The sequence below is a fragment of the Antarcticirhabdus aurantiaca genome, from assembly GCF_009765365.1.
Taxonomy (GTDB): domain Bacteria; phylum Pseudomonadota; class Alphaproteobacteria; order Rhizobiales; family Rhizobiaceae; genus Antarcticirhabdus; species Antarcticirhabdus aurantiaca.
Map to the genome: position 1 here is coordinate 32,949 of NZ_VTOM01000022.1, position 20,659 is coordinate 53,607.

The window sequence follows — 20,659 nt, forward strand, 5'->3', positions numbered from 1 at the left end:
GGCTGATCAAGCCGCGGATCTCAGGAGGCCTTCAGCTCAGCGTCAGGCGAGCCTTGTCGGTGACGATCGTGCCGCCCGCACCCTGCGGCTCGATGGCGAGGATGGTGCCGAGCCCAGGCGCGGTGGAGCCGACCTTGACGCGCAGCAGCATGTCGCCGGCCGCCAGAATGGCCTCGTCCTCGAACAACGAGACGACGGCGTAGTCGGCCGGGGTCACCGGCATCGGCGGCACCACCAGGGCGACGGGCATGACGCCGGGATAATCGGCGCCCTCCGGGCGGATCTCGGCCGGCGTCGCGGTGGCCCACCAGAACAGGAATCCCGCGGCGGATGCGAGAACCGTCAGGCTCGCTCCCAGGATCGGGACGAGGCGCCGGACGCCGCGCTTGGGGCGGTAATCGTCGACGAGCTCCGTCTTGGCAGCGGTGATCGACATGGCCATGGCGCGGGTCCCGTTTTGCGGATGCGAAACGGGAGCGACCATGCGGTGGGCGCGTGCAGAAACGGTCGCGCCGCGCCTTGCAAGTTTAACGATCCGGCGCTTTTTCCGGTTCGCTCATCGTCGGTTCTCGGCCGGCGAGGAGCTCGGCGAGCATCGCTTCGGCATGCGGCCAGTCACGCGCCGCGAAAGCGCCGGGCGGCAGCGGCGGCAGGTGCGGACGAAAGCCTTCATGCGCCATGAGGTGCACGAGCCGCGCGGCCGGCGCGCTGCGATGAACGGCGAGGAGGTTGGGCGGCAGATCGTCGACGAAGACGGCCGGGCCGCTTCGCGCCTTCATCAACTCGTCGACCACGCCCCCTTTGGAGCGCTCCGTCGCGATCATCGGGAAATGCAGACCCGCCGAGTCGAGAAGAGCCCGGCGCGCGTCGTAGAAGCTCGGCGTCATCGCGGTCAGGAAGACGATGTCGGCGCGAGCGGCCAACCGGGCGAGCGCTTCGGCCGCACCGCGAACGACGGGCTGGCGCTGCGCCTGCTCCGCGTAGATCCGCTGCGTGAAGCCCTCCAGAACGCCGCCGCCGATCGCCTCGCCGGTTGCCAGGGACCGCGCGTTCCCCGTGAGGCGGAAGGACTCGAAGTGGAGCCGCGCGCCGTTTTCCCGCAGGAGAGCGTCGAACGGACCGATGAATTCCAGAACCACCTCGTCGACATCGAGAACGAGCAGCGCGTCGTGCCGGCGCTCGATCGTCTCAGGTTCGGGGCCGCGGCTGCGGGGCGAATGCTTCATCGCGGACCGGCCGCGAAGTCGGCACTCAGCGCCTCGCGCGCCGCGGCCACGCTCTCGCCCGCGCGCCCGCTCGCCTGCGAGAAGGCCGCGAGCGTGCCCTCATGGGCGAGCAGGAAGTCGAGAAGCCCCGCGAAGAAGGCCGGGTCCGAGATGCGGGCGCGCATCTCCATCGGCTCGATGCCCGACAGGTCGAGGAACCGGGCGAGAAGCTTCGGGTCGCCGGCGAGGAAGCTCAGCGCTTCGACACCGACCGCGTCGGCCTCGTCGCGGCCCATCGGACCAGCGGGCTTGCGTTCACGGATCATTGCAATTCCACCTCGGCGAGACCGGACTCGCGGGATTCCAGAATCTTAAATAAAAGAGGTCTAGAACCGGTGCGGTATCGAAGCAAGGAAGCGGGTGTCGAGGCTCGTCGAGGAGTGGCGTCGTGGCGAAGACCGTGATGATCGTGGAAGACAACGAGCTCAACATGAAGCTCTTCCGCGATCTTGTTGAAGCGCATGGTTACCGGACGGTTCAGACACGCAGCGGGCTGAAGGCTGTCGAGCTGGCCCGGGCAGAAATGCCCGATCTGATCCTGATGGACATACAACTTCCCGAGGTGTCCGGCCTCGATGTGACCAAGGAGTTGAAGGCCGACCCGCAGCTGTTCCGCATTCCCGTCATCGCCGTCACCGCCTTCGCGATGAAGGGCGACGAGGAGCGCATCCGGCAGGGGGGCTGCGAGGCCTACATTTCCAAGCCGATCTCGGTGACGAAGTTCATCGACACCATCAAATCGTTTCTGGGTGATGGCTGAACGGCCGACGTTCCGACGGGCCGGCGAAAGCCGGCTCAGTCGTCTTGAACAGGACGTGACTGGCCCGGCGCCTCAAACTCCGTCAGAGATCCGTCCGGGGTCACGTTCACGCATCGCAGCCGTTCGCATCCTTTGAAGACAACGTCCAGGGGCATTTCGTGACAGCGCGGATCCTTGTCGTCGACGACAACGAGATCAACCTTCGGCTGCTCGAAGCGCGCCTCGGTGCGGAGTTCTACGAGGTCGTGCTGGCCGTCAACGGGCCCGAGGCCCTGGCTCTCGCCGCGACCGGCGGCATCGACCTCGTGCTGCTCGACGTCATGATGCCCGGCATGGACGGCTATGAAGTTTGCCGGCGTTTGAAGGCCGATCCGCAGACCACGCACATTCCCGTGGTGCTCGTCACCGCGCTCGACCAGCCCTCGGACCGGATCGAGGGGCTCAATGCCGGCGCGGACGATTTCCTCACCAAGCCCGCGCGCGATCTGCAGCTCTTCACGCGCGTCCGCAGCCTGACCCGGCTGAAACGCGTGACCGACGAGTTGCGGGAGCGCACGGCGACGGCGCTCGCGCTGTTCGCGGACGAGGAGGACGTGTTCCGCGCAGCGAGCGGGCGGGATCGGATCTTGATGTTCGGCGACGACCCGCGCGAGGCGACGCGGCTCCTGGCGATGCTGCACGACCGCTTCGTGATCGACGCGACGGCCGAACGCGGCGCCTTCATGGCGCAGCTGATGGAAGGACCCGAGCCCGAAGCCGCGCTCCTCGACCTCGGCGCCGCCGAGGGCAGCGCCCTGCGGCTCGTCGCCGCGCTGCGGACGAGCGACGCCGGCCGCCATCTGCCGATCATCGCAATGGGACGGCCGGAACAGGAAGCGGCGCTTGCCAAGGCCCTGGAGATCGGAGCGACCGACTACATCCTGAAGCCGATCGACCGGAACGAGCTTCGCGCCCGGCTGGCGACGCAGGTGCGGCGCCGGCGCTACGAAAGCCGGCTTCGTCGCTCGCTCACCGACACCGTGGCGCTGGCGGTGCGCGATCCGCTGACGGGCCTTCACAACCGCCGCTTCTGCGAGGCGCGCCTCGCGAAGGCCATCGACCAGGCGCGCGCCGGGCGTCGCCACCTGTCGATCGCCGTTGCCGACATCGACCATTTCAAGAGGATCAACGACAGCCGGGGCCATGCGGCGGGCGACGAGGTGCTGCGTCAGTTCGCGAGCCGGCTTCAGGACGCGCTCCGCGGCAGCGATCTCGCGTGCCGAATCGGCGGCGAGGAGTTCGTCGTGCTGATGCCGGACACGGACGGCGAGGATGCGCTGCGTGTCGCGGAACGCGTTCGGGAGCGGATGGCCGCCGCCCCCTTCGCCCTGCCGGGCGGAGACATCGCCGTCACCGTCAGCGCGGGCTTGGCGATCTATGCGGACGGGGACGATGCGGCATCGCTCCTGTCACGCGCGGACAGGAGCCTCTACGAAGCGAAGCGGACCGGCCGCAACCGTGTCCTGGCTCTTGCCGCCTGAGTTGACTCGGCCCGCGAATCGGCCGACATCTTAACCATGTCTTAAGACGTCACCGGCGGTGCGCCGCCACAACATTGCTTTCCACGGGAATCTCGTTCAGTTTCGACGTCACGGGATCACGGGAGCCGCCAGGGCTTCCACCGAGATCCCCATGGATGCTCAGGTCCGCCGCATCTCCTGGGCTCGTGGGGCGGCCGGCCGGCATTCGGGCAGCAGCGGTTTCCTCGTACCGCGTCCGGATTGCCGGTCGGCCACTTTCTCCCGCTTCTCCTCCTTCGAACCGATCTTTCCCATCGCGCGCGCTCGCGTCTGACGGCTGCGGCGAGGAGCACACACGAAAAACCCCGGCACGGACGAACCGGCCGGGGTGGATCGATCGGTGAAGGGAAGGCGGCTCGAGGCCGCCCCGACCTTACTTGATCTTGGTTTCCTTGAACTCGACGTGCTTGCGCGCCACCGGGTCGTACTTGGTCTTGGTCATCTTGTCGGTCATCGTGCGGCTGTTCTTCGTCGTCACGTAGAAGAAGCCGGTGTCGGCGGTCGACAGGAGCTTGATCTTGATGGTGGTCGCCTTGGCCATCGATTCTCTCCGCCCTTCGCGGGGCCTGTTCGGTGCGGACCCCAGCCGGAAGCATGGCTTCCGACGACAGGCACGCGGTTGTTTCAGGAACTACGGACCGAGCCGGGACATAAAGTCCTGAACTGCGAACCGCATCGACGCCAAGCGTCAAAGCGCCGTCGAGTACCGGCGGCGCGTTTGGCCGGACACTATTCAGGCAGCCGCAGAAGTCAAGCCGCCTTGCGCCCCGCGGTCAGCCGAACGACCGTCAGGGCGAGGTAGGCCGCGAAGAACAGGCCGAGGCTCCAGGCGAAACCGTCCGGGCCGAAGATGTCCATCGACGAGCCGATCACCTGCGGTCCGAGCAGCATGCCGAACGCGTAGCAGAAGATGAAGGCGGCGTTGGCCGCCGCCAGGTCGGAGCCGGTGAGCCGCGAGCCGAGATGGGCCAGGCCTACCGTGTAGAGCCCTGCGACGACCCCACCCCAGACGAACAGGACGGCGGCCATGGTCCACCAGTCGCCGGCGATCAGCGGCAGGCCAAGCGAGCCGGCCAGGCCGATCAACGCGAAGGCGACGAGAAGGTGTCGGCGGTCGCGTACCCGGTCGGATAGGAGGCCGATGGGAATCTGCAGAAGAACGTTGCCGAGGCCGATCGCGGTGAGCAGCAGCGCCGAATCGCCCTCGGGAAAGCCGATCCGCTCGCCATAGACCGGAAACAACGCGAATCCGCCGGACTCCACCGCGCCGAACACGAGCACGGCAGCGGTCGCGGTGGGCACCAGGACGACGTAGCGCCAGAAGGCGCCGCCGCTGCCGGCCTCGGCCCGCGACATGGCCGGCTGATGGCGCCAGGCCGCGAGGATCGGCAGCGAAGCCGCGGCGAGGATGCCGGCCGCGAGATAGAAGGGCAGGGGCCCGATCGATCCGACCTGCGAGAACAGCCACGGCCCCGCAGCGAAGCCGAGCGACAGAAAGGTCGCGTAGAGGCCGAGCACGAGGCCGCGGCGATCCGGCGGCGCCGCGGCGCTGATCCAGAACTCCGACAGGATGAAGAGGGTGGTCACCGCGAAGTGGAACACGAGACGCAGGCCGAACCAGGCGGCGATGTCGTCGTAGACGTAGAAGCCGATCGCCGCGAGTGCTGAAGCGACAATCGAGAGAAGCATGGTCGTCGCGACGCCGAGCCGGCGAGCGATCGGCGTGACCAGGGGCGCCGCGATCAGCGATGCGATGCCGGCAAAGGCCGTGTTCGCGCCGATCATGGACGCGCTGACGCCCCGGCGCTCGAGGATGACGCTGAGAAGGGGCAGGCCGAGCCCGAGCGCGATGCCGACGGCGCTGATCGAGGCGATCGCCGCGCCGACCGCCCAAGGGTCGATCCGCGTCGGTGCGGCGGACTGCGCGGAGGTCAAACGAGGTCGCGCCGGAACCGGCCGCGCTCCGCTCGGTAGAAGGGCATGGGGACCGAGGCGTCCAGCCAGCTTCCGTCCTCCAGCCGCCCGCGAAGGTCGGCGAGGATCTGGCGCGTGATGCCCGCGAGGCTCAGCGTGCCCGCCGCCTCGAAGGTGAACCAGTCGACGGCGTCGAGCTCGTCGGTCGGACGGTCCTGGAAGCGCGCTTCGATCTCCGTCGCCGAGCCCTCGATCGCGAAGAAGCGCGTGTCGTAGCGGCGGACCGCCGCCGGCGGCGTGATCGCGCGGGCGATCGGCACGAGCCGCCCGGGATCGGGCACGAGCCCCGCTTCGCTGAACGGCGCCCAGCCCGGGCCGGCCGGCAGCCCGCCATCGCTCACGTGGCCGATGCGGATGCCGACCTCCTCGAAGGTTTCGCGAATCGCGGCGAGCGGAAGGGCCGCGGCGTGCCGCTCGGCGAAGCGCGCGGCGGTCATGCCGGTCAGGCGCGCGAGGGCATCCGTTCCCAGCGGATGGTGGCGCGCCAGAGCGACGTCGCCGGCCTCGACGCGCCCGCCGGGAAAGACGTAGCGGCCGGGCATGAAGACGTGCCCAGCCGCGCGGCGCCCCATCAGGATGCGCGGCTCGGAGCCCATGCGATCGACGATGATCAGCGTGGCGGCGTCGCGCGGTCGCAGCCGCCGAGGGGGTGCGACCCCGTGCTCAGCCGGGATCGTGCGCTCCAACGCCGCCAAGGCATCGGTCGTCAAGCGATGCGGTCCTCTTCCGCCATCCCGCCGAAGCCGCCCATGCGCATCGCCCATTGCAGGCCGATCGTCGCGCCCTTCAGCGGTTTCAGCAGCACGAGGGACAGGATGGCCGTCACCGGCACCCAGATCGCGATATGCGTCCACATCGACCAGTCCACCGTTTCCTCGGCCGCCATGAACAGGGCGACGACGATGTGGCCGACGATGAAGACGGTGAGGTAAGGGGGCAGGTCGTCGGCGCGGTGGTGGTGGAATTCCTCGCCGCAGGTCGCGCAGGCGTCGACGCTGGTCAGGTAGCCCTTGAACAGGGCGCCGCGATTGCAATTGGGGCAGCGGCAGAAGAAGCCGCGCTTCACCGCCTGCCAGATCGAGCGGGGCGGCAGGTCCGCCTTGTCCGTCGCCGTCGTCATCGCCGTCTCCTCACTGTCGCGGACACGTTCTTGGGGCGCCCGCCGGGCCGGCTCGGCCTGCGCAGGCGTGATTTATGGAAGGAAGCCGAGCCGCGCGGCAACTCGCGCGGTTCCGTCAGCATCTCGAAGCGCATGGCGCCGGCGAGCGGCAGAGCCTCGACGAGCTTGACCTCCACGGTGTCGCCGAGCCGGTAGCCGTGCCCGTCGCGGTCGCCGACCAGCGCGTGTCCAGCCTCGTCATAAACGAAGAACTGGCGGCCCAGCGTCGAGATCGGCACGAAGCCGTCGGCGCCGTAGACCGGCAGGACGACGAAGAGCCCCGCCTTGGTGACGCCGGTGATGCGCCCCTCGAACTCGGCGCCGACCTTGTCGGCGAGGTGGTGGGCGATCAGGCGGTCGATCGTGTCGCGCTCCGCGGCCATGGCACGGCGCTCGGCACGGCTGATCTCCTCGGCCGTCTGGGCGAGGTTCTCCTCGTCCTCGCGGCTGAGTCCGCCCGCCCCAAGTCCCAGGGCCGTCACCAGCCCGCGATGCACGATGAGGTCGGCATAGCGGCGGATCGGAGAGGTGAAGTGGGCGTAGCGCGCGAGGTTCAGGCCGAAATGGCCGATGTTCTCGGGGGTATAGACGGCCTGGCTCTGCGAGCGCAGCACCACCTCGTTGACGAGGCTCTCGTGCTCGCCCTCGCGGACGAAGGCGAGGATGCCGTTGAAGTGCTGCGGGCGCAGCGTGCCGGCGCTGGCTAGCGGGATCTCCAGCGTGCGCAGGAAGTCGCGCAACGCCTCGAGCTTGGCGAGCGAGGGCGAATCGTGGATGCGATAGATCAGCGCCTGCCGCTTCTGCTCCAGCGTCTCGGCGGCGCAGACGTTCGCCTGGATCATGAACTCCTCGATCAGCCGGTGCGATTCGAGGCGTGCGGGCACGACGACCTTGTCGACACTGCCGTCCGGCTTCAGGCGGATCTTGCGCTCGGGCAGGTCGAGAGCGAGGGGCTGGCGGCGATCGCGCGCGGCGGCAAGCTTCCCATAGGCCTCGTAGAGCGGCTTGAGGACCGTCTCCAGGATCTCCGGCGCGACTTCGGTCGGGTTGCCGTCCACCGCGCCCTGCGCCGCCTCGTAGGAAAGCTTGGCGCGACTGCGCATGGTGATGCGGTGGAAGGAGTGGGTGCGCTTGTCGCCCCGCACGTCGAAGATCATGCGCACCGCCAGCGCCGGGCGGTCGACGCCTTCGCGCAGCGAGCAGAGGTCGTTGGAGATGCGCTCGGGCAGCATCGGCACGACGCGGTCGGGAAAGTAGACCGAATTGCCGCGCAACCGAGCCTCGGCGTCGAGCTTCGAGCCGGGGCGCACGTACCAGGAGACGTCGGCGATCGCGACGGTGACGACGACGCCATCCGGATTGGACGGATCCTCGTCGGGCCGCGCATGGACCGCATCGTCGTGGTCCTTGGCGTCGGCCGGGTCGATGGTGATGAGCGCCAAGTCGCGCCAATCCTCGCGGTCCTCGTCCGAGACGGGGCCGGCGGCCTCGGCCTCGTGGAGGACGCCGGGCGGGAAGACGTGGGGGATCGAATGGGCGTGGAGCGCGATGGTGGAAATGGCGCGCTCGGACTTCATCGAGCCGACGATCTCGACGACCCGGGCGGTGGGCAGCCCGAAGCGCGAGCGGCCGTGCGGCTCGACCTCCACGAGGTCGCCGTCGCCGGCGCCCTTCTCGTCGCCGGCGGCGACGCGGTACTCGCTCTGGCGCCGCTCGACGGGCTCCACGCGGCCGCCGCCATTCGGATCGGGACGGAAGACGCCGAGCTCGACGGAGCGTTCCTTCTCGACGAGGCGCAGGACGCGGGCGACGCGCTCGCCGTCCTCGGTCTCCGCGACGCGCGCGAGGAAGCGATCGCCGACGCCGACCGTCGGGCCTTCGCCGCGACGCTGCCGCACCGGCAGGCGCGGACGAGGACCGCGCTCGGCCTCGTCCCAGCCCGGCGGCTCGGCGATCAGGCCGCCGTCCTCGTCGCGCGCGCGCACTTCGAGAACGAGCACCGGGGGCAGGGCGCCGGCCTGGTGGAAGCGCTTGCGCGTGCCCTCGATCAGGCCCTCTTCGGCCAACTCGCCGAGAAGGCGCTTCAGGTCGATGCGCTCGGCGCCCTTGACGCCGAAGGCCTTGGCGATGTCGCGCTTGGTGGCGCGCGAGGGATTGTCGGCGATGAAGCGCAGAACCGCCTCGCGCGTCAGCTCCGGCCGCGCTTCGGTCTCGTGTCCTCGCTTCCTCGCCATTCCCGTCCGTCTCAGTCCGCGTCCCAGGGCAGGTCGTCGCCGTCGGCGATGACCTTCTTCGATTTCGGCGCCGCCTTCGCCTTCGGTGCCGTCTTGGCCGTGGCGGACTTGGCGGCCGCCTTCTTCGGTGCAGGCTTGTCGCCGTCCGCCGCGGCGGCCTTCTTCTTCGAGGCCGCGGCCTTCTTCGGCGCCGCCTTGCCGCCCGTGCCGGTCTTCTCGGCGCGCTCGGTGAGGAGGGCGATCGCCTCCTCCAGCGTGACGGAAGCCGGATCCTTGCCGCGCGGCAGCGTGGCGTTGACCTTGCCGGTGTTCACATAGGGTCCGAAGCGGCCCTCGCGAACCGTGATCGAGCCGCCGAGCGTCGGGTGCTCGCCGAGCGTCGCGAGCGCCGCCGGAGTGCCGCGCGAGCCGCGGCCGCCGCGCTCCTTCTTCTCGGCGATGACCGTCACGGCGCGGTTGAGGCCGACCGTAAAGACGTCCTCGATCGTCTCCAGGTTGGCATAGGCGCCGTCGTGCTGAAGGAACGGTCCGTAGCGGCCGAGCCCGGCGAGGATCGGCTTGCCCGACTCGGGATGGATGCCGACCTCGCGCGGCAGCGACAGGAGCTGCACGGCCTTGCTCAGGTCGATCTCGGTGACCTGCCAGCCCTTCGGCAGCGAGGAGCGCTTGGCCTCCTTGCCATCGCCGCGCTGGACGTAGGGACCGAAGCGGCCGGAGCGCAGCGTCACCGGCTCGCCCGTGGTCGGATCGGTGCCGAGGTCCTTGGGCTCGTCGAGGCTCGAGCCGTCGCCCGAGGCGTCCGCCGACAGGGACGAGCCGAGCTGCTTGGTGTAGCCGCATTCGGGATAGTTCGAGCAGCCGACGAAGGCGCCGAACTTGCCGAGCTTGAGCGACAGCTTGCCGTTGCCGCAGCGCGGGCAGGCGCGGGGATCCGTGCCGTCCTCGCGCTCCGGGAAGACGAGCGGCGCCAGCTCGACGTTCAGCGCGTCGAGAACGTCCGAGACGCGCAGCTCCTTCGTGCCGTCGACGTGGCCGGAGAAGTCCTTCCAGAACTCGCGCAGCACGTCCTTCCAGGACAATTCGCCGGCCGAAATGCGGTCCAGCTTCTCCTCCAGCGCGGCGGTGAAGTCGTACTCCACGTAGCGCTCGAAGAAGTTGTGGAGGAAGGCGGTGACGAGCCGGCCCTTCGATTCGGGGATGAGCTTGCGCTTGTCCTCGACGATGTATTCGCGATCGCGCAGGGTCTGGAGCGTCGCCGAATAGGTGGAGGGGCGGCCGATGCCGATCTCCTCCATCTTCTTGATGAGCGAGGCCTCGGAATAGCGCGGCGGCGCCTCGGTGAAGTGCTGCGTCGCCTCGATCGCGCGGCGGGCGAGGTCCTCGTTCGGGCGGATCTCCGGCAGGCGCGCCGAATCATCGTCCTCGGCAGCATCGGTCGGCGCGCGGCTGTCGTCGCGGTGTTCCTGATAGGCGCCGAGGAAGCCGTCGAACTTCACGACGGAGCCGGTGGCGCGCAGCATCGCGCGGCCGTTTTTGCCCGTCGCCTCGATGTCGACCGTCGTGCGCTCGATCTCGGCCGAGGCCATCTGGCTGGCGATGGCGCGCTTCCAGACGAGGTCGTAGAGCCGCAGCTGGTCGCGGTCGAGGTAGGCCTCGACGCTCTTCGGGCTGCGCGAGAAGCCGGTCGGGCGGATCGCCTCGTGGGCCTCCTGGGCGTTCTTCGCCTTGGTCGAGTAGTGGCGCGGCTTCTCCGGCACGTAGTTCGGGCCGAACGAGTCGGCGATCGCCTTGCGGGCGTCGGCGACGGCTTCGGGCGCCATCTGCACGCCGTCGGTTCGCATGTAGGTGATGAGGCCGACCGTCTCGCCGCCGAGGTCGATGCCCTCGTAGAGCCGCTGGGCCACCTGCATGGTGCGCGAGGAGGAGAAGCCGAGCTTGGCCGAGGCCGCCTGCTGCAGGGTCGAGGTGGTGAAGGGGGGACCCGGATTGCGCTTGGTCGGCTTGGCCTCGATCGAGCCGACGCGGAAGCTCGCGCTCTCCAGCATCGCCTTGATCGCGCCGGCGCGATCGCCGTTGTTGACCGTCAAGCGCCCGATCTTCTCGCCCTCAAAGGCAGAAAGGCGCGCGAGGAACTCCTCGCCGCGCGGCGTCGCGAGGCGGGCGGCGACCTGCCAGTATTCCTGCGGCTTGAAGCGCTCGATCTCGGCTTCGCGGTCGCAGACGAGGCGCAGCGTCACGGACTGGACGCGGCCGGCCGACCGCGCCCCTGGCAGCTTGCGCCACAGGACGGGCGAGAGCGTGAACCCGACGAGATAGTCGAGGGCGCGGCGCGCCAGATAGGCGTCGACCAGCGGCTCGTCGATCTGGCGCGGATTCGCCATCGCGTCGAGCACGGCCTTCTTGGTGATGGCGTTGAAGACGACGCGGCTCACCGGCTTGCCGCCCGTCAGCGCCTTCTTCTGCCGCAGCACGTCGAGGACGTGCCAGGAGATGGCTTCGCCCTCGCGATCCGGGTCGGTGGCCAGGATCAGGCCGTCGGCCGATTTCACGGCCTGCGCGATCTCGTTCAGGCGCTTCTGCGACAGCTTGTCGACTTCCCAGTCCATGGAGAAGTCGTCGTCCGGACGCACCGACCCGTCCTTGGCCGGCAGGTCGCGCACGTGTCCGTAGGAAGCCAGCACCTTGTAGTTGGAGCCGAGATACTTGTTGATCGTCTTCGCTTTGGCCGGCGACTCGACGATGACAACGTCCATAAGCGATTTTCCGAAATGTCGATGGATGAACCCGATCCGCCAAATGGCGTTCTCCGGCGCACAATGCAACAGCCGCGTCCGTTCGCGGCACCACAGCCCCGCTGCCGAGCATTACAACCATCGAGAGATTGACGTTGGTCACACAACCGCTAATAGGCTAGACGACAGATGCGGCCGTGCAGCGGAAGATGGCATGATCGACAAAGAGGAGAGCATGCCGGGGGATCGGCTCCGCTACGTGGCGGCCATGCTGAAGGAGTTGGCGCAGATGCTGCCTCCGCCCCGGCGATCGATGCTCGCCTATCTCGTCCACATGGCCTGTCTGGAGGCGGAGAGCGAGCTCGCGCGCCGGGAGTCGTCTCAGCCCTGAAGCAGGGAGATCCGGCCGTCCGGGTGCCGTTCGATGCGGCCGGCGAGGTCGAGTTCCAGGATCACGAGATGGGCCGAGCCGAGCGACGATCCGGCATGGGCGACGAGGTCGTCCATGGAGATCGGCGCCGCACCGAGCGCCTCGACGATCCGCTCGCGCTCGCCCGCAGCAGGCTCGTCCGGAATTTCCGCGAAATCCTGATCGTCGCCGATCTCGGCGAAGGGGGCGGGCGGGCGCCCGACGACCGGCCGCAGCGCGTCGAGAATGTCGTCGGCCTCGGTCACCAGGATCGCCCCGTCCTTCAGGAGGCGATTCGTGCCCGCCGAGCGCGGATCGAGAGGCGATCCCGGCACGGCGAAAACGAGACGCCCCATCTCGCCGGCAAGGCGCGCCGAGATCAGCGAGCCCGAGCGCGCCGCGGCTTCCACCACGAGGAGGCCGAGCGAAAGCGCCGCGACGATGCGGTTGCGCCGGGGAAAATCGACCGCTCGCGGCTCCCAGCCGAAGGGCATCTCGCTGACGAGGCAGCCGCAGGCGTCGACCATGCGGCGCATCAGCGGACGGTTCTCGCGGGGATAGGGCTTGTCGAGACCGCCGGCGAAGACGCCGACGGTGCCGAGATCGAGCGTCGCGGAATGCGCGGCGGCGTCGATGCCGCGGGCGAGGCCCGAGACGATGGCGAAGCCGCCCTCCGCCGCTTCGCGCGACAGGGTGGCCGCGAACTTGGCGCCGGCGGCGGACGCGTTGCGCGCGCCGACGACGGCGAGGGCCGGGCGCTGGAGCTGGCTCGCGTCCCCCATGACGGCGAGAACCGGCGGCGCCTGCGGATCGCTGCGCAGAATGGCGGGATAGTCGGCCTCGCCGCGGCATACGAAGCGCGCCCATCTTGGCCGCCACGCGCAACTCGGCCTCGATGTCCGCTTCGGCGGCGACGCGCACCCGCCGGCCGCCGCGCGCGGCGAGGTCCGGCAGGGCGCGCAGCGCCGCTTCCGCCCCGCCGAAGCGGTTGACGAGCTGGCGGAAGGTGACCGGGCCGACGTTCTCGGAGCGGATGAGCCGGAGCCAGGCGAGCCGCTGGTCGTCGCCGAGGACGATGGCGCCGCGACCCGAGCCCGGCCCCGTCACCCCTTGGCTCCGATCCGGCCTTCCGTGCCGGCCAGGAGGCGGCGGATGTTGGCGGCGTGCTTCCACCAGACCAGCACCGAAAGGATCGCCGTCAGGATCGCCGCTTCCGGAAAGGGCCAGAGCGCGTAGGCGATCGGCACGCCCACCGTCGCGACGAGCGCGGCGAGCGACGAGAAGCGGAAGAGGAAGGCGGTGCCGAGCCATAGGAGCGCGAAGACCAGCGCCCCGATCGGGGCGAGCCCGAGGAGGATGCCGAGATAGGTCGCGACGCCCTTGCCGCCCTTGAAGCCGAGCCAAACGGGAAAGAGATGGCCGAGAAAGGCGCCGAGGCCGGCGATGCAAGCCGCGACCGGGCCCCAGTTCCAGGCGATCAGAATGGGGATGGTGCCCTTCAGGACATCGCCGAGAAGGGTCAGCGCGGCCATCGGCTTGTTGCCGGTGCGCAGCGCGTTCGTGGCGCCGATGTTGCCCGAGCCGATCTTGCGGATGTCGCCGAGGCCGAACAGGCGGCCGAAGACGAGGCCGAAGGGGATCGAGCCCGAAAGGTAGCCGCCGAGGATGGCGAGAAGCGCCACCGTCCAGTCCAGTCCAGCGATCACGCCGTCCGCTCCCGGTTCTGGTTCAAGGGGCCGACGCGTCGAAGACGCAGCGGCCGGCGACGAAGGTCTTCACGACTTCACCCTGGAAGCGCGCGTTCTCGAAGGCCGTGTTCTTCGAGCGCGACCGGATGCGATCCTTGCCGAAGATGAAGGGCGCGTCGAGGTCGACGAGCACGAAGTCGGCCGGCGCGCCGGGCGCGAGCGTTCCGCAGGGCAGGCCTAGGAGCTTCGCCGGCGCGGCCGTCACCGCGTCGACGACGCGGGCGAGCGGTACGGCACCGGAATGGAAGAGTCGCAGCGCCGCCGGCAGCAGCGTTTCGAGGCCGATCGCGCCGGCCTTCGCCTCGGCGAACGGGCGGCGCTTGTCGTCGGCGTCCTGCGGATCGTGCGAGGACACGATGATGTCCACCGCGCCCTCGTTCAGCGCTTCGATCATGGCGAGGCGGTCGTCTTCGCGGCGCAGCGGCGGCGACAGGCGGAAGAAGGTGCGGTACTCGCCGATGTCGTTCTCGTTGAGCGCCAAATGGTTGATCGACACCGCAGCGGTGACGGAGGCGCCGCGATCCTTGGCGGCGCGCACGGCCTCGGCCGAGCGGCCGAGCGAGATCTTCGCCGCGTGGTAGCGGCAGCGCGTCAGCTCGGCGAGCCGCAGGTCCCGCTCCAGCGGAATGAGCTCGGCTTCGGCGGGAACGCCGGGCAGGCCCAGCCAGGAGGCGAGAAGACCCTCGTTCATGACGCCATGGCCGGCGAGGTCCGCGTCGCGCGTCTCGTGCATCACGAGGGCGTCGAAGTCGCGCGCATAGGTCATGATGCGGCGCAGCAGGCCGGCATTGGAGAGCGATCGTCGCCCTTCGGTGAAGGCGCGAACGCCCGCGCGGGCGAGAAGACCGATCTCGGTCATCTCGCGGCCTTCGAGCTTCTTCGTCAGCGCGGCGGCGGGATAAACGTTGATCGCCGCCGTCTCTCGGGCGGTGCGCATGACGAATTCGGCGAGCGCGACGTCGTCGATCACCGGGTCGGTGTCCGGCATGGTGAGGATCGAGGTCACGCCGCCGGCGGCCGCCGCGCGCGAGGCCGAGCCGATCGTTTCGCGATGCTCGCCGCCGGGCTCGCCGATGAAGACGCGCGCGTCGACGAGGCCGGGAATGAGAAGGAGGCCCGAACCATCGACCACGGTCGCGCCCTCCGGCCGTCCCTGGTTCAGCGCCTCCGGCCCCGCGGCCGCGACGACACCGTTCTCGACAACAAGCGTGCCGACCGAATCGACCCCGCGGGCGGGATCCAGGATGCGGGCATTCTCGACGAGAAGGGTGCTCATGCGCCGACGGCCTCCGGCAGCAGCGCTTCCATCACCGCCATGCGCACCGCGACGCCCATCTCGACCTGCTCCTCGATGACGCTCTGAGGCCCGTCGGCGATCTCCGAGGCGATCTCGACGCCGCGGTTCATCGGACCGGGATGCATGACGAGCGCGTCGGGCTTGGCCAGCGCGAGACGCGCCGCGTCGAGGCCGAAGAAGCGGAAGTACTCACGCACGGAGGGCACGAAGGAGCCCTCCATCCGCTCGCGCTGAAGGCGCAGCATCATCACGACGTCGGCGCCCTCGATGCCGTCCTCCAGCCGACGATGAACCGTCACGCCCATGTCCTCGATGCCGCTGGGCAGCAGCGTCGAGGGCGCGACGGCGCGAACGCGCGCGCCGAGTGCGTTGAGGAGGAGGATGTTCGAGCGCGCCACGCGGCTGTGCAGGATGTCGCCGCAGATCGCGACCGTGAGGCCGGCGATGCGCCCCTTACGGCGGCGGATGGTCAGCGCGTCGAGAAGGGCCTGCGTCGGGTGCTCGTGCGCCCCGTCGCCGGCGTTCACGACCGCGCAGTCGACCTTCTGCGCCAGAAGCGCGACGGCGCCCGCGGCGTGGTGGCGCACGACGAGGATGTCGGGGCGCATGGCGTTCAGCGTCATCGCCGTGTCGATGAGCGTCTCGCCCTTCTTCACCGAGGAATTGGCGACGGCCATGTTCATGACGTCCGCGCCGAGCCGCTTGCCAGCGAGCTCGAAGGAGGCCTGCGTGCGGGTCGAGGCCTCGAAGAACAGGTTGATCTGCGTGCGGCCGCGCAAGGCCGCCTTCTTCTTCTCGCGGCTGCGGCTGACGGCCACGGCCTCTTCGGCGCGCTCGAGCAGATGCTCGATCTCGAAGGGGGACAGGCCGGCGATGCCGAGGAAGTGGCGGCGGCTGAAGGCGGGGAGGGAGGAGGACGGAGCGCTCATCTGGTCCGCGGCTATAGGAGACGGGGAGCCGTCCGGCAAGGATGCCGAAGCCCCGTTAACCATCGCGACGGGATCGCGTTGCGCGGCGCGAACGAAAGGAGGAGCTTGCCGTTAACACTTCATTAATGATCTCGGGAGGTGAAAGCCCATGCGGCGACCCTTGAGCAATTTCTCGCTCAGCACCTGGATGGGCTTCTGCGGAACGCACGCCCTCCTGCTGGGCTGCGCGGCTGCCGGTCTCGCGCCGGGCGAGCTGGTGCATCGCTGGACGGGCTTTCAGATGGAGGTCCCGGCCGCTTCCGTGCCGCCGCTCGACGCGGGCGTCGGCGCGCTGTTCCTGACGGGCGCGGCGGCGACCCTGGCGATGTCTCTCGTCCGGCTGAACGGTCGGCGCATCGCCGACCGCATGCAAGGCGAACGCCTCGCAGGTTCGGCGCTGACCGGCATCGCGGTGCTGTTCGGCTCGGCGGCTCTCGCCGGATCGCCGCTCGGCTCCGTCGCCGGGGGCGGGGGCTTGGTGATGTGGCTCGCCCTGACGCTCGGCTTCATGCTCTTCGACCACGCCATGGACGACGACGCGACGGAGGCCGACGCCGATTTTCGCGAGGCCCTGACGCTCTCCACCGGCGCGCGCCGCGAGAGCACCCCGTCCGTCGAGCGCCGGAGGAGCAAGCGATGATCCGGGCGGCGCTTTTCGGCTGGGTGCTTCCCGTCGCCATGCTCGGCGGCTGGTTCGGGCTCGCATCCAACGACATCAGCTTCGGGACGATGGTCCTGTCCCGCGAGTTCTACGACCAGATCTTCGTCATGTATGGCGGGCTCCTCGGCATCGACCCGGCGAAGCTCCCCGGCATCGTCCTGAACGCGATCGTCGTCGACAGCCTGATCGTCGCCGGCATCGTGGCGCTGCGCCATCACCGTCGCGTGCGGGCCTTCGTCGGCGCGCGCTGGCGCGACTGGCGCGGCCGTCACTCCTCCTCGGCGCTGGTGCGCAGCGACGAAAGCCTGTCCAGCGCCCCCTGAAGGATGAAGGCGGCGGCGGCCGAATCGATGCGGGCGGCGCGCTTGGCACGCGACATGTCCTGCTCGATGAGGCCGCGCTCGGCCGCGACCGTCGACAGCCGCTCGTCCCAGAAGGCCACGGGCCTCGGGTCGAGCGGCGCGTAGCTTCGGATGAAGGCGCGCGTAGCCTGGGCGCGAGGCCCGGAGCTTCCGTCCATGTTGAGCGGCAGGCCGATCACGATGGCGACCGCCCCGGCCGCGTCCAGCGCCGCCCGCAAGACGCCCGCATCCAGCGTGAACTTGCGGCGCATGATCACCGGTCGCGGCGAGGCGAATCGCTGGCCGAGATCCGAGACCGCGAGCCCGATGGTCTTCGTGCCCAGATCGAGCCCGGCGACGATGGCGGGCTCGGCGGCGAGGTCCGCCAGTTCCTCGATCGTGACGACGGGCATTTCGGCTTCTCCTTGAACGCGTGACCCGAAGCGGCAATTAGCACGCCGGCGCGCTGCCGCGAGCGGCGCACGCACCATCCGCCAGACCCGGGAGCCGTCCGTTGAGACTCACCCATTTCGGCCATTCGGCCTTTCGCTTCGAGACCGGCCGCTCGGTCGTCCTCGTCGACCCGTTTCTCCAGGGCAACCCGCACTACAAGGGCAGCCTGGACGACGCGATCCGAGGGACGACGCACATCGCGCTGACCCACGGCCATTCCGACCATGTCGGCGACACCATCGCCATCGCGGAGCAGACCGGCGCGAAGGTCGTCGGCACCTTCGAGCTCGTCAGCTGGCTGGCCGGCAAGGGCGTGAAGGCCATCGAGCCGGCGAACACCGGCGGCACCGTCGCCTTCGACGACTTCTCCGTGACGCTGACGCAGGCCTTCCACTCCTCGGCCGCCGTGTCGGAGAACGGTCAGACGACCTATCTCGGCATGCCGAACGGCCTCGTCTTCCACTTCTCCGACGGGCCGACCGTCTACGACATGGGCGACACCGACATCTTCGGCGACATGGCGCTGATCAACGAGCTGCATCAGCCCAAGGTGGGCCTCGTGCCGATTGGTGACCGGCTGACGATGGGCGCGGCCGTCGCAGCGCTCGCCTGCCGCCGCTACTTCCAGTTCGAGACGGTGATCCCGATCCACTACGGCACCATGCCGATCCTCGACCAGTCGCCGGACAAGTTCCGCGAGGCGATGGAAGGCGAGGCCGCGAAGATTCGCCTCCCGAAGGTCGGCGAAGCCATCGAGCTCTGATCCCGACCGGGCGGTCCGGCGGCGTTGCGCCGCCGGGCATGCCTTGGTAGAGCAGCCGGGATCCGAAACTCCCGGCAAAGCTCGTCATGTCCGTCGATACAGCCACCGTCCGCCGCGTCGCCCGCCTGGCGCGCATCGCCCTCAGCGATGAGGATGCGGAAGCCATGCGCAGCGAGCTGAACACGATCCTCGGCTTCGTCGAGCAGCTCGGCGAGGTCGAAGTTTCGTCGGTCGAGCCGATGACCTCCGTCACGCCGATGGCGATGAAGTCGCGCCCCGACGTCGTGACCGACGGCGGCATCGCGGACGACGTCATCGCCAACGCTCCCGCGTCCGACGACCATTACTTCGTCGTGCCGAAGGTCGTGGAGTGAGCAAGACGCAGGACGGCGTCGCGATCGCCGCCGAGACGCCGCTGCAGGACGACGTGCGCCGGATGGTCGCCGCGCTCAACGAGGCTATGATCCCTCTGACGCCGCCCGAGTTCCAGTTTCAGCTCACGGTCGAGCAGATGGCCGAGCCGGGCGTCACCACCTTCGTCGCCCGCGACGAGGAAGGTCGGGCCGTCGGCATGGCTTCGCTGAAAGTTCACGGCGGGGGCCTCGGCGAGGTCAAGCGCATGTGGACCGATCCGGAGGTCCGCGGTCGCCGCGTCGGTTCGGCGCTGCTGCGGCGCGTCGAGGCGCTGGCGCAGGAAACGGGCGTGACGCGGCTGGTCCTTGAGACCGGCGAGGCGCCCGGCTTCGAGGCCGCCTGGCGCGTTTACGAGCGTGGCGGATTCACCGTCTGCGGCGCGGTGCTCGACTACCCGGATTCCGGCTGGTCCCGATTCTACGAGAAGAAGTTCGCTCCATGACCGACCTCACCGCCCTGACCATCGCCGAAGCTCGCGACGCTCTGCGTGCGAAGACGTTCTCGGCCCGCGAGCTGACCGACGCCTATCTCGGCGCGATCGATGCGGCGAACGGCGCGCTCAACGCTTATGTCACGGTAACACCGGACAAGGCGCGCGCCATGGCGGAGACCTCTGACGGGCGGCTCGCAAAGGGCGAGGCCGGCGCGCTGGAAGGCATCCCGCTCGGCATCAAGGATCTCTTCGCGACCGAGGGCGTGCACACGCAGGCCTGCTCGCACGTTCTCGACAAGTTCGAGCCGCGCTACGAGTCGACCGTCACGGCCAACCTCTGGGCTGACGGCGCGGTCATGCTCGGCAAGCTCAACATGGACGAGTTCGCGATGGGCTCGTCGAACGAATCCTCCTATTACGGCCCGGTCGTCAGCCCCTGGCGCGCCGAGGGTTCCAACGCCGACCTCGTTCCGGGCGGCTCGTCCGGCGGCTCGGCGGCGGCGGTCGCGGCGCGGCTCTGCGCCGGCGCGACGGCGACCGACACCGGCGGCTCGATCCGCCAGCCCGCCGCCTTCACCGGCACGGTCGGCATCAAGCCGACATACGGCCGCTGTTCGCGCTGGGGTATCGTCGCCTTCGCCTCCTCGCTCGACCAGGCCGGCCCGATCGCCCGGGACGTGCGCGATGCGGCGATCCTCCTGAAGTCGATGGCCTCGACCGATCCGAAGGACACGACCTCCGTCGACCTGCCGGTGCCGGACTACGAGGCGGCCGTCGGGCGCTCCGTCAAGGGGATGCGCATCGGCATCCCGAAGGAGTACCGCGTCGAGGGCATGCCGGCCGAGATCGAGGCGCTGTGGCACCAGGGCATCGAGTGGCTGCGCGACGCCGGCGCGGAGATCGTCGACGTCTCGCTGCCGCACACGAAATACGCGCTGCCGGCCTACTACATCGTCGCGCCCGCTGAGGCCTCCTCGAACCTCGCGCGCTACGACGGCGTGCGCTACGGACTGCGCGTGCCCGGCCGCGACCTCATCGAGATGTACGAGAACACCCGCGCCGCCGGCTTCGGCCGCGAGGTGAAGCGCCGCATCATGATCGGCACCTACGTGCTCTCGGCGGGCTACTACGACGCCTACTACCTGCGCGCCCAGAAGGTCCGCACGCTCATCAAGCGCGATTTCGAGACGGTCTTCGCAGAGGGCGTCGACGCCCTGCTGACGCCCGCGACCCCGTCGCCGGCCTTCGGCATTGCCGACCAGGAAATGAATGCCGATCCGGTGAAGATGTACCTCAACGACGTCTTCACGGTGACGGTGAACATGGCCGGCCTGCCGGGCCTCGCCGTTCCCGCCGGACTGTCGGCGAGCGGCCTGCCGCTCGGCCTCCAGATCATCGGCCGCCCCTTCGACGAGGAATCGCTCTTCGCGACGGCGTCGGTGATCGAGAAGGCGGCGGGACGGTTCGAGCCGGCGAAGTGGTGGTGAAG

General features: G+C 69.3%; 22 protein-coding genes and 1 pseudogene. 9 read left to right on the top strand and 14 right to left on the bottom strand.

The window, feature by feature from the left end; genetic code table 11:
- Nucleotides 1–31: 31 nt before the first annotated feature.
- The 3 genes from FZN60_RS22175 to FZN60_RS22185 all read right to left on the bottom strand — a co-directional run bounded on the left by FZN60_RS22175 (nucleotide 32) and on the right by FZN60_RS22185 (nucleotide 1,531).
- Complete coding sequence (locus FZN60_RS22175; protein ID WP_158875704.1) at nucleotides 32–442, bottom strand: hypothetical protein; 411 nt, start codon at nucleotides 440–442, stop codon at nucleotides 32–34.
- 85 nt (nucleotides 443–527) lie between these two features.
- Nucleotides 528–1,226 (bottom strand): hypothetical protein, encoded by a 699-nt coding sequence (locus FZN60_RS22180; protein WP_158875705.1) that lies wholly within the window; start codon nucleotides 1,224–1,226, stop codon nucleotides 528–530.
- On the bottom strand, nucleotides 1,223–1,531 hold the full coding sequence (locus FZN60_RS22185; protein WP_246727064.1) for a DUF3572 domain-containing protein: 309 nt from the start codon (nucleotides 1,529–1,531) through the stop codon (nucleotides 1,223–1,225). The genes FZN60_RS22180 and FZN60_RS22185 overlap by 4 nt, the downstream gene beginning before the upstream one ends.
- 122 nt (nucleotides 1,532–1,653) lie before the next feature.
- Between FZN60_RS22185 and FZN60_RS22190 the strand changes: the two genes are divergently transcribed.
- The gene (locus FZN60_RS22190; protein ID WP_199266626.1) at nucleotides 1,654–2,025 is read left to right on the top strand and encodes a response regulator; all 372 of its coding nucleotides are present in this window, start codon (nucleotides 1,654–1,656) and stop codon (nucleotides 2,023–2,025) included.
- Nucleotides 2,026–2,183: 158 nt separating this feature from the next.
- Nucleotides 2,184–3,545 (top strand): PleD family two-component system response regulator, encoded by a 1,362-nt coding sequence (locus FZN60_RS22195; RefSeq protein ID WP_158875706.1) that lies wholly within the window; start codon nucleotides 2,184–2,186, stop codon nucleotides 3,543–3,545.
- Between the two features lie 412 nt (nucleotides 3,546–3,957).
- Here the strand turns inward: FZN60_RS22195 and rpmG are convergent, their stop codons facing one another.
- From rpmG to topA, 6 genes are all read right to left on the bottom strand, one after another.
- Complete coding sequence (gene rpmG, locus FZN60_RS22200) at nucleotides 3,958–4,125, bottom strand: 50S ribosomal protein L33 (protein ID WP_007626161.1); 168 nt, start codon at nucleotides 4,123–4,125, stop codon at nucleotides 3,958–3,960.
- A 209-nt stretch (nucleotides 4,126–4,334) separates the two neighbouring features.
- Nucleotides 4,335–5,519, bottom strand: a complete 1,185-nt coding sequence (locus tag FZN60_RS22205; protein ID WP_158875707.1) for an MFS transporter — start codon at nucleotides 5,517–5,519, stop codon at nucleotides 4,335–4,337.
- Entirely contained in the window at nucleotides 5,516–6,268 is a 753-nt protein-coding gene (locus FZN60_RS22210) for an NUDIX hydrolase (RefSeq protein WP_158875708.1), read from the bottom strand. Before FZN60_RS22210 ends, FZN60_RS22205 begins: the two co-directional genes overlap by 4 nt.
- Nucleotides 6,265–6,678 carry a DUF983 domain-containing protein gene (locus FZN60_RS22215; protein ID WP_158875709.1) on the bottom strand — a complete coding sequence of 138 codons (414 nt, stop codon included), beginning with the start codon at nucleotides 6,676–6,678 and terminating at the stop codon, nucleotides 6,265–6,267. The genes FZN60_RS22210 and FZN60_RS22215 overlap by 4 nt, the downstream gene beginning before the upstream one ends.
- Complete coding sequence (gene rnr / locus FZN60_RS22220) at nucleotides 6,675–8,951, bottom strand: ribonuclease R (RefSeq protein ID WP_158875710.1); 2,277 nt, start codon at nucleotides 8,949–8,951, stop codon at nucleotides 6,675–6,677. The genes FZN60_RS22215 and rnr overlap by 4 nt, the downstream gene beginning before the upstream one ends.
- Nucleotides 8,952–8,962: 11 nt before the next feature.
- A complete protein-coding gene (topA, locus tag FZN60_RS22225; RefSeq protein ID WP_158875711.1) occupies nucleotides 8,963–11,704 on the bottom strand; it encodes a type I DNA topoisomerase in 2,742 nt (913 codons plus the stop codon).
- Nucleotides 11,705–11,897: 193 nt separating this feature from the next.
- On the opposite strand from topA, the gene FZN60_RS22230 reads away from it, so the two are divergent.
- The gene (locus tag FZN60_RS22230; protein ID WP_158875712.1) at nucleotides 11,898–12,074 is read left to right on the top strand and encodes a hypothetical protein; all 177 of its coding nucleotides are present in this window, start codon (nucleotides 11,898–11,900) and stop codon (nucleotides 12,072–12,074) included.
- On the opposite strand, the pseudogene dprA reads toward FZN60_RS22230, so the two are convergent.
- From dprA to FZN60_RS22250, 4 genes and pseudogenes are all read right to left on the bottom strand, one after another.
- Nucleotides 12,065–13,199 (bottom strand): annotated as a pseudogene (gene dprA / locus FZN60_RS22235) (DNA-processing protein DprA). The gene FZN60_RS22230 and the pseudogene dprA sit on opposite strands and share 10 nt — an antisense overlap.
- Nucleotides 13,196–13,798 (bottom strand): glycerol-3-phosphate 1-O-acyltransferase PlsY, encoded by a 603-nt coding sequence (gene plsY / locus FZN60_RS22240; protein WP_158875713.1) that lies wholly within the window; start codon nucleotides 13,796–13,798, stop codon nucleotides 13,196–13,198. The pseudogene dprA and the gene plsY overlap by 4 nt, the downstream one beginning before the upstream one ends.
- A 22-nt stretch (nucleotides 13,799–13,820) precedes the next feature.
- On the bottom strand, nucleotides 13,821–15,116 hold the full coding sequence (locus FZN60_RS22245) for a dihydroorotase (protein ID WP_158875714.1): 1,296 nt from the start codon (nucleotides 15,114–15,116) through the stop codon (nucleotides 13,821–13,823).
- Nucleotides 15,113–16,066 carry an aspartate carbamoyltransferase catalytic subunit gene (locus FZN60_RS22250; RefSeq protein ID WP_158875715.1) on the bottom strand — a complete coding sequence of 318 codons (954 nt, stop codon included), beginning with the start codon at nucleotides 16,064–16,066 and terminating at the stop codon, nucleotides 15,113–15,115. Before FZN60_RS22250 ends, FZN60_RS22245 begins: the two co-directional genes overlap by 4 nt.
- A 148-nt stretch (nucleotides 16,067–16,214) precedes the next feature.
- Between FZN60_RS22250 and FZN60_RS22255 the strand changes: the two genes are divergently transcribed.
- Both FZN60_RS22255 and FZN60_RS22260 read left to right on the top strand, forming a co-directional pair.
- Complete coding sequence (locus FZN60_RS22255) at nucleotides 16,215–16,745, top strand: hypothetical protein (protein ID WP_158875716.1); 531 nt, start codon at nucleotides 16,215–16,217, stop codon at nucleotides 16,743–16,745.
- The gene (locus tag FZN60_RS22260) at nucleotides 16,742–17,089 is read left to right on the top strand and encodes a DUF6105 family protein (RefSeq protein ID WP_158875717.1); all 348 of its coding nucleotides are present in this window, start codon (nucleotides 16,742–16,744) and stop codon (nucleotides 17,087–17,089) included. Before FZN60_RS22255 ends, FZN60_RS22260 begins: the two co-directional genes overlap by 4 nt.
- Here the strand turns inward: FZN60_RS22260 and ruvX are convergent.
- Complete coding sequence (gene ruvX / locus FZN60_RS22265; RefSeq protein ID WP_158875718.1) at nucleotides 17,035–17,520, bottom strand: Holliday junction resolvase RuvX; 486 nt, start codon at nucleotides 17,518–17,520, stop codon at nucleotides 17,035–17,037. The two genes, FZN60_RS22260 and ruvX, sit on opposite strands and share 55 nt — an antisense overlap.
- 101 nt (nucleotides 17,521–17,621) lie before the next feature.
- Here ruvX and FZN60_RS22270 point away from each other — a divergent pair, with 101 nt between their 5' ends.
- The 4 genes from FZN60_RS22270 to gatA all read left to right on the top strand — a co-directional run bounded on the left by FZN60_RS22270 (nucleotide 17,622) and on the right by gatA (nucleotide 20,657).
- Nucleotides 17,622–18,323 carry a metal-dependent hydrolase gene (locus FZN60_RS22270; protein ID WP_158875719.1) on the top strand — a complete coding sequence of 234 codons (702 nt, stop codon included), beginning with the start codon at nucleotides 17,622–17,624 and terminating at the stop codon, nucleotides 18,321–18,323.
- A gap of 86 nt (nucleotides 18,324–18,409) precedes the next feature.
- Nucleotides 18,410–18,697, top strand: a complete 288-nt coding sequence (gene gatC, locus FZN60_RS22275; protein ID WP_158875720.1) for an Asp-tRNA(Asn)/Glu-tRNA(Gln) amidotransferase subunit GatC — start codon at nucleotides 18,410–18,412, stop codon at nucleotides 18,695–18,697.
- Between the two features lie 62 nt (nucleotides 18,698–18,759).
- Nucleotides 18,760–19,179 (top strand): GNAT family N-acetyltransferase, encoded by a 420-nt coding sequence (locus FZN60_RS22280; protein WP_158875768.1) that lies wholly within the window; start codon nucleotides 18,760–18,762, stop codon nucleotides 19,177–19,179.
- Nucleotides 19,176–20,657, top strand: coding sequence for an Asp-tRNA(Asn)/Glu-tRNA(Gln) amidotransferase subunit GatA (gene gatA, locus FZN60_RS22285; protein ID WP_158875721.1), 1,482 nt, complete (start codon nucleotides 19,176–19,178; stop codon nucleotides 20,655–20,657). The genes FZN60_RS22280 and gatA overlap by 4 nt, the downstream gene beginning before the upstream one ends.
- Nucleotides 20,658–20,659: the final 2 nt, after the last annotated feature.